Genomic DNA, 17,555 nt, shown 5'->3' with positions numbered 1-17,555 from the left:
TTAAAAGATAAATCAAGATAACGTATATTGCATTTCGTAATCATTTTTTTATAAAATATTGAAGGAATTAAATAAATGGAATCAAACTTTTTTAGTATTGTTCCCTAGAGTAGAATTAGAAGTAAGCAAAACCAATTAATAGAATTTTAGATGTATTTATCAAAAATTACCATCAACAACTATAAAGGCATAGGCCACCTTGAGGTCAATTTTTCTTCAAAAATTAATGTTATTATCGGAGAAAATGGCGCACGTAAGTCAGCACTTATTGACGCTATACGTCTTTTATATAATATCGGCGAACCGATCAGGGAACTTACCGTTTCCAATGAAGATTTTCATGAAACTATTTCAATTGATGCAGCAGGAGCACTACTAATAAATACAAGTGATCTTATAAGCATAAGTTACGAATTCCGGGGATTAAGCCCGCAGCAGCAAGGTGCATTCTATGAATATATGGTAATTGACCCTGTCAATAGTAAAAACGATTACGCGAGGATAGAACTGCGTTACAAAAAGGATAAACACAATCCAAAATTTTCATTTTTTACTGGAATTATTGAAGGCCAAAAAGCCGATTATAATACCTTTCAGCTCTTCCAGCACTACTATTTGAGTGCTATACGTGACAGCACAAGAGACCTTTTGACTACAAGAGGAAATTTATTGGGTAAGGTTATCAAACGGCTTGTAGAACAGAAGAAAACGGAAGAAAAATTTAAAGAAATTATCAAAGAAGCCAATGATAAGTTATTAAAAAGACCAGAAGTACAGGAAACAAGGGACAATATAAACAGCAATTTAAAAAGTATTTATAAGAATACCAATAATAACCAGATCGGTCTGCATGTTGAACAGTCAAGAATCGAATATATCGTAAATGTCATTAAGCCCTACCTCCCTCATGATATGAAAACCGGTTCGGACGAGGGTTTCAACCTGATGCAGAATAGCTTGGGATTCAACAACCTTATCTATATAGCTACCGTACTGGGAGATATCAAAGAACGTATTAAAGAGGATCCGATTCCTCATTTTTCTTTGTTAATCGAAGAACCGGAAGCACATATACATCCCCAGCTTCAGTTGAGCCTGTACAATTTCCTGAAAGAATCCAACAGTTCTGAAAACAGCCAGCTCTTTATTACAACCCACTCACCGACACTCACTTCAAAAGTGCCTTTCTCCAATCTTATTGTTTTGGATAGTGATGCTTATACTGTTGAAGAGATTTTTAAGGAACGTGACTCCGAAAAAATTATTCAGGATACATCCAAAAAAAAACCACTTCTACAGGATGATATAAATTTTAAAATGAAGCAGTTACAGCGCTATATAGACGTCACAAAATCCCAATTGTTTTTTGCAAAATCTTGTCTTTTCGTAGAGGGAATTTCGGAAGAACTGCTGCTGTCCGCATTCTGTAACGTCGAAGGTTTTAACCTAGAAGATTATAGTATCGAAATGGTGAATGTCGGAGGGATATCTTTTTATCCTTTTATGTTCTTATTCAACAGCACTGATAACAAAAAGAAGCTTCCTAAAAAGATAGCTATAGTTACTGATGATGATCGGTTCCCGCAATCAAAAGAGAAGGAATACAATATTGATAATCTTGTTGCAGATAGCTATAGAAACCATATAGCGCTCCACACATCTTTAATTGCGCCAAATACTCGTAACCGTATAAAAAATCTGGAATCGGTGGCAAATAAACAAACGAATATTAGTGTAAATGTAGCATTTCAGACTCTTGAATATGATCTTTGCTACAGTAATATTCCTGACCATCTCGCCGCTCTGCAAAATAATTTCCTTTACAAATATTTAAAGGCAAACTGTCCAGATCCTGTTGTTCATATGGATACGTACCTAAGCTCCCTAAAGTCAAATTTTAGTAAGCAGGAGCAGGAAAAATTAGCTATCCTTATGTGGAAGTGCATGCCGGGCAAGGCCGTATTTGCACAGGATTTTGCACTTTATATAATCGAAAATATTGCCGAAGCAAAAACTTCATTTGTAGTACCGCCATACATAGTTAAGGCATTTAACCACTTGAAAAACTAATTCAATGACAATTGACATAACTGTAGAGCGAAAGGCTTATTTTGATGCAAGGGGAAAAATTATCCTGAGTGCCTGTCCTGGAAGCGGAAAAACGACATGCCTTGTACACAAACTTTCCCTGTTGAAAAAAGAATGTCTGGATACTTACGGAAAGTATTCCGGCATTGCCTGTCTTTCTTTTACAAACAATGCCAAAGACGAAATACTTGACAAGTACCGCAAATCTTATAGTGATCAATTGGAATACCCGCATTTAGTATCTACACTTGACAGTTTTGTAAATACTTACATAACCTTACCTTTTTTCTATCTGCTTGAGACAGGCTGCCTAAGGCCAAAAATAGCTGAGAGTGCAGAACAAATTGATAGTATCTGTAAAGTATATTATTTAAAGGATGGGAAACAGCAGGAAGCTTTTTCACCAGAAATACGAGGATTCATAACAACAAATGGCAGTCAGCTTGCACGCTCGTATGCACCAAGTGCTGTATGGATAGATGCCGCGGGAAGATATAGCTTTAAAGGAACTGTACCAAAAAATGTTGCTGATGCAGATTTTCAGGCTTACGGCGCAGCAATTATGAAAATCAAAAAAAAGAAAGGCCTAATTTCAAACCTTGACAGTGCCTTTTTTGCACTAACCTTGTTAAGAGATATCCCGCGGATTGGACACTTGCTGATCCAAAGATTTCCATACATGCTGATTGATGAAGCGCAGGATAACTCTGATATTCAGCATGAAATATTTAATGTACTGGTATCTTTAGGTCTTTCCAATATAGAGATGATAGGGGATCCTTACCAGAGCCTTTACGAATGGAGAAGTGCAAAACCTGCTCTTTTTACGGCGAAGTATACTGCAGCTGGATGGAATGGGCTGCCTTTAAATGAGAACAGGAGATCCGTGCAGCGTATTATAGACTGCTTTAGTATAATGAGAACTGCCAAAGATCCAAAAATAAACTCTCTTGGAGTCGAGGACAGAAAGTTACCCATCATTGTCTATAAGTATAATGACACAAACCCTAAGGACATCTTGGAGCATTTTGAACAAAAATGTATCGATCATGGACTTTTAAATTGCCATGTGGTAGTACGAGGGAACACCCTTAAGGATAAAGTGACCGGAAATACAACTGATATTAATCCGTGGAAAACATTTATTCCAGTATTGATATTAAAAGCTATTTTTCACTTTCAGTCAGGGCTTGTTAGGAATGCCATTAATGAGATACGAGCTATAGTTACAATTTTAGAACATCCAAAACTCCCATATAATGACAGGCAGGAATTACTTAATGAAAGAAAAACAGATTCAAATTTTAATTCATTACTATTGATTTTTTTCCATCAATTACCAGCCACATCAAATTCTTTACAAGATTGGACAACACTTTGTTTGAAAGCGTTTACTGATAAATTCGGTGTTGATGCTTCGGAAGCTTTTACTTTTAAGCAAAGAATGGATGGGTTTACTATGAAAGACTTGAAAAAAGAACCAGTAGATAACTATTTTAATAAACCCGCTTCTAAAAAGACAAATATTCCTATTACAACCGTACATCAGGTTAAGGGCAGTACTATGGATGCCATGTTGTGCTTTTTTGATAGGGTTAGCGGCAAGGAAAGTATTACGTTCAAGGATTTTAACCAGACAACTACATTTCCAAGTGAAAAGCAAAGGATAATCTATGTTGCCTGCTCCAGACCGCAGCATCTGCTGGCTATGGCATTTCCTGACAGCATTTCCGATGATGAACTGATACAAAAATTTGGTGCAGACGTTTTAATACAATCCATCCCAGTGCCCATAATATCTGCTCTTAATCCATAGAAATTTAAAAGGTACAAGCTAATTATCTAAAAATGAAACGTCCATAAAGTTGATCTGCATCCTAAAATTAAAAATGCATTTAACCATTTTTAAAGAGAACTAAAACCTTCAGCATCATCAACCGTTTATTCAAATAATCTAAAAAATTCCGCAAAGAGTCTTGAGATTTTGTGCAGTTTTTAATGAGTATTCTTGGGCCAGCTAGTTATTATTCATATTAACTATGCGCTCAGTACAATCTCATCAAAATCATCATCCAAACTTCTGTGCTAGCACAGTACATTTATTTCTCCCTTGAAATAGTTATGTACTAATTCAGAGAAAGTAGATACCATTTCAATTTGACCTCTGTCAAAAAATGTATTGCTTATAGTACAATGTATATAACAGTAATCTGTTAAGAAATATTTATCGCTGTAAACTTTTGGAGCTACTACCTTTTTTATAATCATGACTTTAATAAGGCTAGCTTTTCCTTCATATCACGTAACTCTTTTTCCATCCTCTCAATTGTTTGTAAAGTCACTTTACCTGAAACATCTTCCTTATCTGCCAGTCTTTGTTTTAGCCCCGTCATTTCACGCCCGATAGAAATCTGTTCAGTAAGAGCATACTGCTCAGTTTGGCTAACTGATTGATGTCCCAGCATTTCTTTCACGATGTGGATTGGCACATTATTATTCAGTGTTACCGTACTCCCAAAGGTTCTTCTGGCTTTATGGGTATTTAACGTACTTGTAATACCACATAAATCTGCTATTTCTTTAAGATACTCATTCATTTTCTGATTTGAACTCACTGGAAGTACTGAATCTCTTTCAATACAGAGAGGATGATTTTTATATCGCTCAACAATTTCAACTGCCTTTGGAAGTAAAGGAATGTTAATCGGACTTCCTGTCTTTTGTCTTTCTGTTAAAATCCATTGTTCCCCATCAACACCTTCTTTTATATCTGATTGCTTAAGATTAAAAGCATCAATATATGCAAGACCGGTATAACATTGAAAAACAAAAACATCTCTAACTACACCTAAACGAGCTGTAGAAAACTTGTGCTTCTCCAGCAGTGACAATTCAAAACCTGCTAGAGGTTTTTTCGACACCTTTACCTTTTTACATTTAAACCGCTTAAAAGGATCTGTAACAAGAAATTCCTTATCCATTGCAATAAGAACAATTTTCTTAAAATTAGTAATGTATTTAAGTGCTGTATTATTAGCATTTTTCTTTACCGTCTTAAGATAAAATTCATATTCTTTTACAAACTCAAAATTAAGCTCGTTAAACTCCATGTCCTCTACGCCATATTTATACCCCATAAAATCTTTAACATGTTTTTTTGATATTTCAAAACGTACATGAGTTCCGATAGCATACTCCCCCCTTTTCACTAAAGCAAGCATTTGATCGTTATGAAGCTGAAATTCCTGAAGCACGGTTGTTTTCTGCTTGGTTTTTCCTAAAACAAAATTAATCAACTTTATGCTACTAAGAGATTCCTGCTTTTCAGAAAGTTGTTCTGCAAACTTTCTTATTTTCATTTCCAGAGAATATAAAAAGAAATTTAAAGCTTTAGCATCTTCCTTATTTCCTGTTGCTCGTCCTGTTTTCTGCTCCCATCTGTTTACATTCCACTTTCGTTTAGTAGAGGTTTCTTTAGGCACACCATTTACAGTAATTCTCAGATAAATAAATCTTTCATTGGTACTTTTTGAAGAACTCTTCAAAAAGAAGATAATTCCAAAACTGTTTTCTAACATAATTCAACAATTTAATAAGTTAATAAAGGTCGAATTATAATATCCCAAAATCAAGTCGTTAACCACCTTTACATGTTGACCAGCAACAAGTTAAAGAGATTTTTGTGGCAGCTTTTTTTGACAAAGTAAAATGCCACAAATCAGCCATAAAATTTCGTGCAATAATGAGTGTTTTTGAAAATAAAAATGAAGAATAAAAAAACCCGCATCTTTGTAAAGTGCGGGTTTCCTGTGTTTTAACCAATTTTTAATGAACTTAAAAATTGGTTTAAGTGAACGCAGAAGGATTCGAACCTTCGACCGCCTGCTTAGAAGGCAGGTGCTCTATCCAGCTGAGCTATGCGTCCATTATTCTTATTAGTCGGGGTGGCAGGATTCGAACCTGCGGCCTCCTGCTCCCAAAGCAGGCGCGATAACCGAGCTACGCTACACCCCGAAAAAAAATTATCAATTTATTTATGAAAATATAATAAAATATCGAATCTCGCTATGATTCTTAATCACAAATAACTTGCGGAGAGACAGGGACTCGAACCCTGGCGACGGTTACCCGTCGACAGATTAGCAATCTGCTCCATTACCGCTCTGGCACCTCTCCAAAACCTCAGGAAACGTGTCCTGTTTTGCGGTTGCAAACTTAAGACATGTTTACGTTTCTCACAACTATTTTAGAACTTTTTTTTCATATTTCTCTACTATTTATTCAAATGACTTCACTATCAAAGATATAACTATCGTTCAAAAAATTACTTTTTCCAATTAAAAACCCAAAACAAACTGTTGTTGTTAATACAACATCACTAAATTGCTTTTGAATATTAATTAAACCTCCTATCGTCCCAATATTATGATTTACTTCTTTTACTGTACACTAAAATTGCAACAAAAAATAAACATTCATATCTAGCAATAAAGAAGCCTGAAACATAGTAATGTAAAATTTTCAAATTGAAATAATGTACACTTCAAAATAGAAAAGTCATTTATTAGTAAATTAAACAAAAATCAACGCAAAAACAGAGATTCGTTAAATATATCCCAATTTAAATTCATTAAAAATTTGAATTTTACAAAATAAGTTTAAATTTGCTATAATAAATCAACATATAATAAACATGAGCAAAAGAGTTGTTATCGTTTCTGCTGTTAGAACACCTATCGGCAGTTTTATGGGAGGATTATCTACAATTGCCGCACCCAAATTAGGAGCAATAGCTATTAAAGGTGCGTTAGAAAAAATACAATTAGATCCAAATTTAGTTGACGAAGTTTTTATGGGTAATGTCGTGCAAGCTGGCGTAGGTCAAGCTCCAGCACGTCAAGCTGCAATTTATGCGGGCCTTTCGAATAATGTTGTATGTACAACTGTTAATAAAGTATGTGCTTCTGGAATGAAAGCCCTAATGTTGGGATCGCAAGCTATTCAATGTGGAGACGCCGAAATTGTAGTTGCCGGCGGAATGGAAAATATGAGTTTGATTCCTCATTATATGCATTTGAGAAGCGGAACTAAATTCGGACCCAGTACAATGGTTGACGGAATGCAAAAAGATGGCTTAACAGATGCGTATGACAATAGTGCCATGGGTGTTGCTGCTGACCTCTGTGCCACAGAATATAAAATATCAAGAGAAGAACAAGATAATTTTGCAATTCAATCTTACGAACGCTCTGCTAAAGCTTGGAGTGAAGGAAAATTTGATAACGAAATAGTTCCTGTAGCCGTTCCTCAAAGAAAAGGCGACTCAATAATCATTTCAAAAGATGAAGAGTTCACTAACGTTTCGCTTGAAAAAATACCTTCACTAAATGCAGTATTCACGAAAGACGGAACCGTTACCGCAGCGAATGCATCAACTATAAATGATGGTGCAGCAGCAGTTATTTTAATGAGTGAAGAAAAAGCAATTTCTTTAGGTTTAAAACCTTTAGCTTACATAAGAGGTTATGCAGATGCTGCCCAAGAACCAAAATGGTTTACGACGAGTCCTGCAAAAGCGTTACCTAAAGCGTTAACAAAAGCCAATTTAACTTTGGACGAAATTGATTATTTTGAATTTAACGAAGCTTTTTCAGTTGTTGGATTAGCTAATTCAAAAATACTTGGATTAGATAATCAAAAAGTAAATGTTAATGGCGGAGCCGTATCATTAGGACATCCTCTTGGTTGTTCAGGTGCTAGAATAATTGTTACATTATTAAATGTTTTAAAACAAAATAATGCAAAATATGGAGCAGCTGCTATTTGTAACGGTGGCGGTGGCGCTTCTGCCTTTGTTATTGAAAGAAACATTTCATAAATATCACTTTAAATAAAATACAATTATTAAATAATACGAATTGAAAATTACTATTTTTACAGATATTTTTTGATTCGTATTATTTTAATTTCTAATTTATATAAATGTTTGGGATTTGTAATTTAGCCATGATTCCACTTCGCGCCGAAGCTAGTGATAAAAGTGAAATTGTTTCTCAGGTCTTATTTGGAGAACATTTTGAAGTTTTGGAACAACATAAACAATGGTCTTATATAAAAATGCAATATGATGAATACGAAGGCTGGATAGATACCAAACAATTTCAACCTATTACAGAATCTTGCTTCAACCAACTTTCGTCTGACGCAATTATCCTTAATGGCGATTTGATAGAATACATTATAGCACCTTCCAATTTATTGATTCCCATTCCACTTGGAGCTTCCTTATCTTTTTTAAGCTGTCCAGAAATCAATATCAATAATTTTGATTTCGAAGGAACAAAAATAAGCGGAATAAAACCAAAAAATAATATACTAAATTCTGCTTTCATGTATTTAAGTGCGCCCTATTTATGGGGAGGAAAAACACCTTTTGGAATAGATTGTTCCGGTTTTACGCAAATGGTTTACAAACTCAATGGCTATAAATTATTGCGAGATGCATCGCAACAAGCCACACAAGGGGAAGCATTAAGTTTTATTGAAGAAAGTGAACCTGGTGATTTAGCTTTTTTTGACAATGACGAAGGAAATATAATCCATGTGGGAATAATAATGGAAAATAACTATATTGTTCACGCAAGCGGAAAGGTAAGAATTGACAGACTAGACCATTTAGGAATTTACAATGCTGAAATTAACAAACACACTCATAAATTAAGAGTAATTAAAAAAATTATATAAAAAAAATGCTAGAAATATTTTCTAGCATTTTTTTTATATAATTGTTATTCTCACAAAGCTACATACTTGCTTTTAATGAATTGTATTCATTAGTCATATCCAAAGACCTATAAACGCCTAAAAGTGACTTCAAAACATCTTGATTTTTAGGCTCAATAACCAATGCTTTTTTAAGATATGGAATCACACTTCTTACCAAATCATCTTTTTTATTTTTCAACTGATCATAAAGCTCCATTTCTTTTGGAGTATTGCCCAAAGCTGCCATCTGATCAACTAAAGCCTTTTTAGACTCCAATTTAACATACGTTAAATTAATATATGCATCAATATAATTTGGATCTAACTCTAAAACTTTATTATAACAAATTTCCGCTTTAACTGCATCATTTTTTTCAAGATATATAAAAGCTAAATTTTTATTAATTTCCAACTTTTTAGATGGCGAAAACTCATCTCTAGGTTTTTCATGAAACCCTGCAGCAATACTTGCTGTCCTAACGGCTGCAGAAGCAAAACTTTCTTCTACTTTTGTCTTCTTATTTGTAGCGTAGTAAATCACCCCTTTTCCAGAATAATTAATTCTTTTTAATTCTTCATAATATTTTATTGCTGAATCAAAGTCCTTAGCCGTCATCGATGAAGAAGCTGCATTAAATAAATTCAAAGTGTCTTTTTTATCAAATAAATAGACCTTATAACTTTTCTCAGCACTTTCTTTGTATTTACCCGTCCTATAATCATCAGCCGCTCCATTGACAAGTGTAGCTTTCATTTCTCTCAAAGCCGTATTCGCTTGTAAAGAATATTTATACTTTCCTGCCTCATTTTCCGCTTTAATCAATTCTTGATAAGCCTCTGCTGCCAAGGAAAGATTATTGGCCATATCAATATTTTTTAAAGCTAAATCTTTTAAAATATTACCTTTCAATAAATAGAAATCTGACTTCTCTTCATCGGTAGAATTGTAAATTAAATATTCAATTTTTTTCAAAATCCCCAATGCATCTTGAGATTTTCCGCTTTCAAAAACCGACTGAGCAGCTTTTATTTGGTCCTTTTGTGCAAATACACCAGCATTTATCAATAACACTATTGACAGTATTACAAATTTTCTTTTCATAAGGTTAAGTTTAGTTGTTAATATTAGGGGGTTATTTTTTATAGAAACTAGTATAAAATTATATTTTACTCCTTCTGCATTTAGAAAAACTATAGTAGTTACTAAACAAAAAAGTAAAATAAATATTAGAAGGGTTTAAAATGCAATTTAAAATAATAGTTGATTAAAATTCTAAAATAGGTTTCAACCCTAAAGAAATGTTTTTTTCAAACATTTTACAAGAAAGTAGTTTTTGGCATATTTAAAATAATTTTTAGGTTACACAATTTGAATTTAATTAGTTTTTTGAATTACAAATTTCATCTTTAAACAATTAACAATACTTAGTTTACATAACTTTTACGTTAACTATATCGATTTCTAAACTTATAATTTTGGTCTAAAATAATTTTTTTTTTTGATTGCACAAATAAAATAGTAATAAATTTTAACAAAAAGATAATGATTTCGTTAAATAAGACAAACTGTATTGTTTTCGATTTTATTCAAAAAAAAATCATGCAATTTTAAGCTATTATTGCACTATAATAACCTTACCCAATAAAAACCAAAATATTTTTTTTATTTCACGAGTTTTTTTACCATATAAAACTAGTATAACAACCTATTAAAATCTATTTATATTTCTTATACTAGTTTTATATGGTAAAAAAATTCCAATTGTTACTATTTTAGCATTTAAGAAAAACATATTAAATAAAAAATCCTGCATCGAATACTCGAGCAGGATTTTTTATAACTATTCAATGAAGACTACATTTTTGCTTTCAATGCTTTATACTCTGTAGTCATTTCTAGTGCACTATATACATTTAACAATGTTTTTGCTACATCAACATTTTTAGGATCTAATGCTACCGCTTTCTCCAAATACGGAATTGTACTTCTAAATAAGTCTTCTCTTTTCTTTTTCAACACATTATAACGTTTCATATCATCAGCAGAAGTACCAAGTTTATTCATCTCATCAATGATAACTTTTTCGTCATCCAATTTCATTGCTGCCATATTAATATAAGCATTAATGTATTTTGGATCTAATTCCATAACTTTAGTATAGAATTTTTCAGCTTCAGCATAGTTTTTCGCTCCGGCACTAACAACACCTAAATTAAAAATCAAATCTACATCATTTGGATTTTTTTCTAATGCTTCAGAAATCAACTTTTTGTAAGTATTCATATCTTTCGACTCAAGATACAAATTAGCCTCAGTTAATATTAACGAAGTATCATCTGGATTTGCTTTTCTAGCATCAGAAACTGCTTTTTTAGCTAAATCCATTTTTCCTTGTTGCACATAAATTAAGGCTACATTTTTATAGATCTCACCTCTTTTAGAAGGCACATTTTCAGTTCTTGGCTTTTCATGAGTTCCCATTTTTACCATGCGATCTCTATCGGCCGCAGTATTAAAAAAATCTTCTTGATTATTTACTTTATTAACGGCATAATAATAAGTAGCTTTTCCAGAATAGTTTAGAACTTTTAACTCCTCGTAAAGCTTAAGAGCCGTATCATAATCTTTTGCATTTACGTAAGTAGACGCTGCATAATAAAGATTAATGGTGTCTTTTTTCTCTAATAAATATGCTTCATATAACTTTTTAGCTCCTTCAGCATCCTTATTGGCTTTTGTATCTTCAATAGCTGAATTAATTAATTTACCTTTAATTTCAGCTATTGATGTTGCAGCTTGTGTCGAATATTTTACTTTTCCAGAAGTTTTTTCAACCTCTAACAATTCTTGATACGCTTTTGCTGCTAAACTTAAATTCTTATCAGCCTCAACATTTTTATTCGCCAAATCCAAATGTGCATTTCCTTTTACAAATAAGAATTGTGCTTTTTCAGCATCAGGAGCATTTACAGACAAATACTCTGCTCCTGTTAAAATTGTAATAGCCTCATCGGATTTGCCCGCTTTTAATGCTTTTTCAGCAGCTTTTATTTCATTTTTTTGAGCAATACTTGCTACTGATAAAAATAATGCTGACGCTATTATTACATATCTACTTTTCATATTAATCTATTTTATATTTATTTATTCTATTACTGTTTAATTATGCCTCATCATCAGCATCTTCTTCGTCTGCTGAGTCATCATCTTCTATTTCTTCATCATCGTCTTCCTCATCCTCTTCAGTTGTCCCATCATCTTCTAGCACTTCCAAAACAGGCTTTACTCTTTCGATAGCCGCAGCTTCAATTACATTCCCATCTTCATCTACTACTACTTCTTCGGCATCATCTTTCATTACTTTAGTAACAGCCGCAATTGAATCATTACCCTTGATATTTATCAATTTTACACCTTGCGTAGCTCTTCCCATAACCCTAAGATCTTCAACAGCCATTCGTATGGTCAAACCAGATTTATTGATAATCATTAAGTCATCTGCATCCGTTACAGCGTTTATAGAAATCAATTTACCCGTTTTTTCAGTAATATTAAGAGTTTTAACCCCTTTACCTCCACGATTTGTGATTCTATATTCATCTAAACTAGAACGTTTTCCATAACCATTTTCAGCAACTACTAGAATTTCACTGCTCATATCATTTACAGTTACCATTCCAATCACTTCGTCAGTTTCGTCTTTTAGAGTAATACCACGAACCCCGGAAGCTGTTCTTCCCATTGGACGTGTTTTGGTTTCTTCAAAACGAACCAATTTACCCGATTTAACTGCTAAAATGATTTGGCTTTCACCATTAGTTAATTTGGCTTCCAATAATTCATCACCTTCTTTAATTGTAATTGCAGCAACACCATTAACCCTTGGCTTAGAATATTTCTCCAATGAAGTCTTCTTAACCTGTCCTTTTTTGGTCACCATTACAAGATTATGACTATTGATATACTCTTTGTCTTTTAAATCTTGAGTACAAATAAAAGCTTTTACTTTATCGTCACTTTCGATATTCACCAAATTCTGAATAGCTCTACCCTTAGCAGTTTTACTTCCTTCCGGAATTTCGTAAACGCGCATCCAGAAACATTTTCCTTTTTGTGTAAAAAACATCATATATTGATGGTTCGTTGCAACAAACATGTGTTCCAAGAAATCCTGATCTCTTGTACCGGCACTTTTTTGACCAACTCCTCCTCTATTTTGTGTTTTATATTCGGACAAGTTAGTACGTTTGATATAACCCGCATGGGATATTGTAATAACCACATTCTCATCTGCAATCAAATCTTCAATACTTACATCTCCACCTGAATATTCAATTTGAGAACGGCGTTCATCCCCGTACTTATCACGAATTTCTGTTAGTTCTTCTTTTATCAACGCAATTCTTAGGTTTACATCTGCCAATAAAGCTTTTAAATGCTCTATTAACTTCATGATTTCATCATATTCCGATCTTAACTTATCTTGTTCAAGACCCGTTAATTGACGTAAACGCATTTCAACAATAGCACGAGATTGAATATCTGACAAATTGAATCTTTCGATTAATTTTTCTCTTGCCTCTTCTGTGCTTTTAGATGCTTTAATTAACGCAATAACCTCGTCAATATTATCAGAAGCAATAATCAAACCTTCCAATATATGAGCTCTGGCTTCAGCTTTCTTCAATTCAAATTGCGTTCTGCGAGTCACCACATCATGACGGTGTTCAATAAAATAATGAATCAGATCCTTCAGATTTAACATTTGTGGACGACCTTTCACAATTGCAATATTGTTAACACTAAAAGAAGATTGTAATTGTGTAAACTTATAAAGCGTGTTCAACACCACATTTGGCGTAGCATCACGCTTTAATATATAAACGATACGCATTCCGTTTCTATCCGATTCATCACGAATATTAGCTATACCATCGATTTTCTTTTCATTAACCAAGTCTGCAGTACGTTTAATCATATCTGCTTTATTAACTTGGTATGGAATTTCGGTAACAATAATAGATTCACGGCCATCCACTTCTTCAAAACCTACTTTGGCACGCATTACTACTCGACCTCTTCCTGTTTTAAAAGCTTCACGAACTCCTTCATAACCGTATATTATACCTCCTGTAGGAAAATCCGGAGCTTTAATATGCGTCATCAACTCGTCAACTTCTATGTCATTATTATCCATGTAAGCCAAAGTACCATTGATCACTTCAGTTAAGTTGTGAGGAGGCATATTTGTTGCCATACCTACAGCGATTCCTGTCGCACCATTTATCAATAGTGTAGGAACACGAGTCGGCATAACTGTTGGTTCTTCTAATGTATCATCAAAATTCAGTTTAAAATCAACTGTTTCTTTATCTATATCTGCTAGAATTTCTTCCGAAATCTTACGCATTCTTGCCTCTGTATAACGCATTGCTGCAGGACTATCGCCATCTACAGATCCAAAGTTACCTTGGCCATCAATCAATAAATAACGCATACTCCATTCTTGCGCCATACGAACCATGGCATCATAAACAGATGTATCACCATGTGGGTGATACTTTCCAAGAACTTCCCCGACAATTCTTGCGGATTTTTTATGGGCAGATCTTGAATTAACACCCAAATCATGCATTCCAAATAGTACTCTTCGATGTACTGGTTTCAAGCCATCTCTAACATCAGGAAGCGCCCTTGATACAATTACTGACATCGAATAATCGATGTAAGCTGTTTTCATTTCATCTTCAATGTTAATAGGAATTAACTTTTCTCCTTCAGACATAATATATACTTAAATTAAAATTATTTTGTTTTAAAAAATCCCGCTAATATAACCTTTCTCAATATGTTTTCACTCATAAACAGACAGAAATTTATTCGATTTATTAACAAATTTTCATTGGCATTTAGTTAATAAATTAAGTAGGCTTTAACTATATGTTCATCATTTTTTTTGTCACTTAGCAGTAAGAGTATTTAAAGGTATGATTTTTGCTTTTGATAATCTTATTTACTAAATTTACAATAACAACACCTAATAATATGGATGATAATTTTTCACCTAGAGTAAAAGACGTTATTACTTATAGCAAAGAAGAGGCTTTACGCCTTGGACATGACTTTATAGGTACTGAACATTTGATGCTTGGCATTCTAAGGGATGGAAATGGTAAAGCAATTCACATCCTTAACAACCTGTCTGTTGATCTTGACCATTTAAGAAGAAAGGTTGAAATCCTAAGCCCCGCCAGCCCTAGCATTGATGTTAGTGTAGAAAAGAAAAATTTACATCTGACACGTCAAGCAGAACGCGCTTTGAAAACTACTTTTTTAGAAGCAAAAGTTTTCCAAAGTTCATCAATCAGCACTGCACACTTACTGTTGTGCATTTTGAGAAACGAAAATGATCCTACAACCAAGCTATTGAATAAACTTAAAATAGATTATGACGTAGCTAAAGAACAATACATCAACATGACTCCAAACGAAGACGATTTTTTAGAAAACTTGCCAAAAAACGAATCCTACAATGACGATTCAGGACAAGATGACAGCCTCAAGGAAGGTAATTTTAATAATCCTGCCAATAAATCAAATAAAAAATCTAAAACTCCTGTACTTGACAACTTTGGAAGAGATTTAACTGAAATGGCAGAAGAGGGGAAATTAGATCCCGTTGTAGGACGCGAAAAAGAAATAGAACGTGTTTCTCAAATTTTGAGCCGCCGCAAAAAAAACAACCCTTTGCTAATAGGTGAACCAGGGGTTGGTAAATCTGCTATTGCCGAAGGTCTTGCCCTGCGAATCATTCAAAAGAAAGTTTCACGTATATTATTCAACAAACGTGTTGTAACTCTAGATTTGGCAAGCCTAGTTGCCGGAACTAAATATAGAGGACAGTTTGAAGAAAGAATGAAAGCAGTAATGAATGAATTGGAAAAAAATGATGACATCATTCTTTTCATCGATGAGATTCATACAATTGTTGGTGCTGGCGGAGCTACAGGCTCACTCGACGCATCCAATATGTTCAAACCTGCCTTATCAAGAGGTGAAATTCAATGTATAGGCGCAACCACATTAGACGAATACCGTCAATACATAGAAAAAGATGGTGCATTAGAAAGACGATTTCAAAAAGTAATCGTAGAACCAACTTCTGTTGAAGAAACGATTGCCATTTTGAACAACATTAAAAATAAATATGAAGATCATCATAATGTGATTTACACGCCTGGAGCAATTGAGGCTTGTGTTAAATTAACAAATCGTTATATGTCTGAACGATTTTTACCAGACAAAGCCATTGATGCATTGGACGAAGCTGGATCAAGAGTTCACATCACTAATATTGATGTTCCAAAACAAATACTGGATTTGGAACGACAATTGGAAGAAGTTCGTGAATTGAAAAACTTGGTTGTTAAGAAACAAAAATATGAAGAGGCAGCTAAACTTCGTGATGACGAGAAAAAGATAGAAAAAGATTTAGCCATAGCACAAGAGCAATGGGAAGAAGATTCTAAAACCAATAGAATATTAGTTACAGAAGATAATGTTGCCGACGTTGTATCAATGATGACCGGAATTCCGGTAAATCGTATTGCACAAACTGAAAGCAACAAACTAGCTAAACTTCCTGAGCTTATTCAAAATAAAGTAATTGGACAAAACGAGGCAGTTTTAAAAATCGCTCGTTCGATTCAAAGAAATCGCGCTGGATTGAAAGACCCAAACAAACCGATTGGTTCTTTTATTTTCTTAGGCCAAACTGGTGTTGGAAAAACACAATTAGCAAAAGTCCTTGCAAAAGAACTCTTCGATTCAGAAGATGCGTTGGTTCGTATAGACATGAGTGAATACATGGAGAAATTTGCAATTTCGAGATTGGTTGGAGCGCCTCCTGGATATGTAGGATATGAAGAAGGTGGTCAATTAACTGAAAAAGTACGCAGAAAACCATATTGTGTTGTATTGCTTGATGAAATTGAAAAAGCACATCCTGATGTTTTCAACATGATGCTTCAAGTACTTGATGATGGATTTTTAACCGACAGTTTAGGCCGAAAAATTGATTTCAAAAATACAATTATCATTATGACGTCTAATGTTGGAGCCCGTCAATTGAAAGATTTCGGGCAAGGAGTTGGGTTTGGCACTGCTGCTAAAATTGCACAAGCCGATGATAATTCTAAAAGCGTAATTGAGAATGCTTTAAAGAAAACCTTTGCTCCAGAATTTTTGAACAGAATAGATGATGTAATTGTATTTAATACTTTAGAAAAAGAAGACATCAATTTGATCATTGACATCGAGTTACAAAAACTATATGACCGCATCAAAGAACTAGGTTATCAATTAAAATTATCTGACAAAGCCAAAGCATTTATAGCGGATAAAGGTTTTGATAAACAATTTGGTGCAAGACCATTAAAAAGAGCGATTCAGAAGTATGTTGAAGATACGTTGGCTGAAGAAATTATCACATCAAAAATTGCAACCGGTGATGAAATCTTTATGGATATTGCAGATGGCTCACAAGAATTAACTGTAAATATTCACAAAGCCGAGGAACCTACTAATCAAGCTGAAGAACCTACTAATCAATAATTTATTATAAAATACTACATAACAAACCCGTTACGTTTTAATAACATAACGGGTTTGTTTTTTATAGGATATTATCGTATTTTTTTAA

The 17,555-nt window shown here is 33.7% G+C and carries 9 protein-coding genes and 3 tRNA genes; 5 read left to right on the top strand and 7 right to left on the bottom strand.

Annotated elements, in window-relative coordinates; translation table 11 throughout:
• Window positions 1-150: 150 nt before the first annotated feature.
• Both DOS84_RS12365 and DOS84_RS12360 read left to right on the top strand, forming a co-directional pair.
• Window positions 151-2,070, top strand: coding sequence for an ATP-dependent nuclease (locus DOS84_RS12365; protein ID WP_111410431.1), 1,920 nt, complete (start codon window positions 151-153; stop codon window positions 2,068-2,070).
• 4 nt (window positions 2,071-2,074) lie between these two features.
• Complete coding sequence (locus tag DOS84_RS12360) at window positions 2,075-3,904, top strand: UvrD-helicase domain-containing protein (protein WP_111410430.1); 1,830 nt, start codon at window positions 2,075-2,077, stop codon at window positions 3,902-3,904.
• Window positions 3,905-4,352: 448 nt separating this feature from the next.
• Here DOS84_RS12360 and DOS84_RS12350 read toward each other — a convergent pair whose 3' ends face one another.
• From DOS84_RS12350 to DOS84_RS12335, 4 genes are all read right to left on the bottom strand, one after another.
• A complete protein-coding gene (locus DOS84_RS12350) occupies window positions 4,353-5,666 on the bottom strand; it encodes a site-specific integrase (protein ID WP_111410429.1) in 1,314 nt (437 codons plus the stop codon).
• A gap of 273 nt (window positions 5,667-5,939) precedes the next feature.
• Window positions 5,940-6,013: transfer RNA gene (locus tag DOS84_RS12345), tRNA-Arg, on the bottom strand.
• Window positions 6,014-6,027: 14 nt separating this feature from the next.
• Window positions 6,028-6,102 (bottom strand) — tRNA-Pro (locus tag DOS84_RS12340).
• A gap of 78 nt (window positions 6,103-6,180) precedes the next feature.
• A tRNA-Ser gene (locus DOS84_RS12335) sits at window positions 6,181-6,264 on the bottom strand.
• Between the two features lie 517 nt (window positions 6,265-6,781).
• Between DOS84_RS12335 and DOS84_RS12330 the strand changes: the two genes are divergently transcribed.
• Together DOS84_RS12330 and DOS84_RS12325 are read left to right on the top strand one after the other, a co-directional pair.
• Window positions 6,782-7,966 carry an acetyl-CoA C-acyltransferase gene (locus DOS84_RS12330; protein WP_111410428.1) on the top strand — a complete coding sequence of 395 codons (1,185 nt, stop codon included), beginning with the start codon at window positions 6,782-6,784 and terminating at the stop codon, window positions 7,964-7,966.
• Window positions 7,967-8,070: 104 nt separating this feature from the next.
• Window positions 8,071-8,832, top strand: coding sequence for a C40 family peptidase (locus DOS84_RS12325; RefSeq protein ID WP_111410427.1), 762 nt, complete (start codon window positions 8,071-8,073; stop codon window positions 8,830-8,832).
• A gap of 58 nt (window positions 8,833-8,890) precedes the next feature.
• Here DOS84_RS12325 and DOS84_RS12320 read toward each other — a convergent pair whose 3' ends face one another.
• From DOS84_RS12320 to gyrA, 3 genes are all read right to left on the bottom strand, one after another.
• Window positions 8,891-9,955 carry a tetratricopeptide repeat protein gene (locus DOS84_RS12320; RefSeq protein WP_111410426.1) on the bottom strand — a complete coding sequence of 355 codons (1,065 nt, stop codon included), beginning with the start codon at window positions 9,953-9,955 and terminating at the stop codon, window positions 8,891-8,893.
• A gap of 753 nt (window positions 9,956-10,708) precedes the next feature.
• Window positions 10,709-11,977 carry a tetratricopeptide repeat protein gene (locus DOS84_RS12315; protein ID WP_111410425.1) on the bottom strand — a complete coding sequence of 423 codons (1,269 nt, stop codon included), beginning with the start codon at window positions 11,975-11,977 and terminating at the stop codon, window positions 10,709-10,711.
• Window positions 11,978-12,017: 40 nt separating this feature from the next.
• Entirely contained in the window at window positions 12,018-14,639 is a 2,622-nt protein-coding gene (gyrA, locus tag DOS84_RS12310; protein ID WP_111410424.1) for a DNA gyrase subunit A, read from the bottom strand.
• Between the two features lie 260 nt (window positions 14,640-14,899).
• Here gyrA and DOS84_RS12305 point away from each other — a divergent pair, with 260 nt between their 5' ends.
• Entirely contained in the window at window positions 14,900-17,467 is a 2,568-nt protein-coding gene (locus DOS84_RS12305) for an ATP-dependent Clp protease ATP-binding subunit (RefSeq protein ID WP_111410423.1), read from the top strand.
• Window positions 17,468-17,555 lie beyond the last annotated feature (88 nt).

The sequence above is a fragment of the Flavobacterium aquariorum genome, from assembly GCF_003254745.1.
Taxonomy (GTDB): domain Bacteria; phylum Bacteroidota; class Bacteroidia; order Flavobacteriales; family Flavobacteriaceae; genus Flavobacterium; species Flavobacterium aquariorum.
Note: the sequence above shows the minus strand (reverse complement) of the source record. Positions and strands in the feature narration are given on the sequence as shown.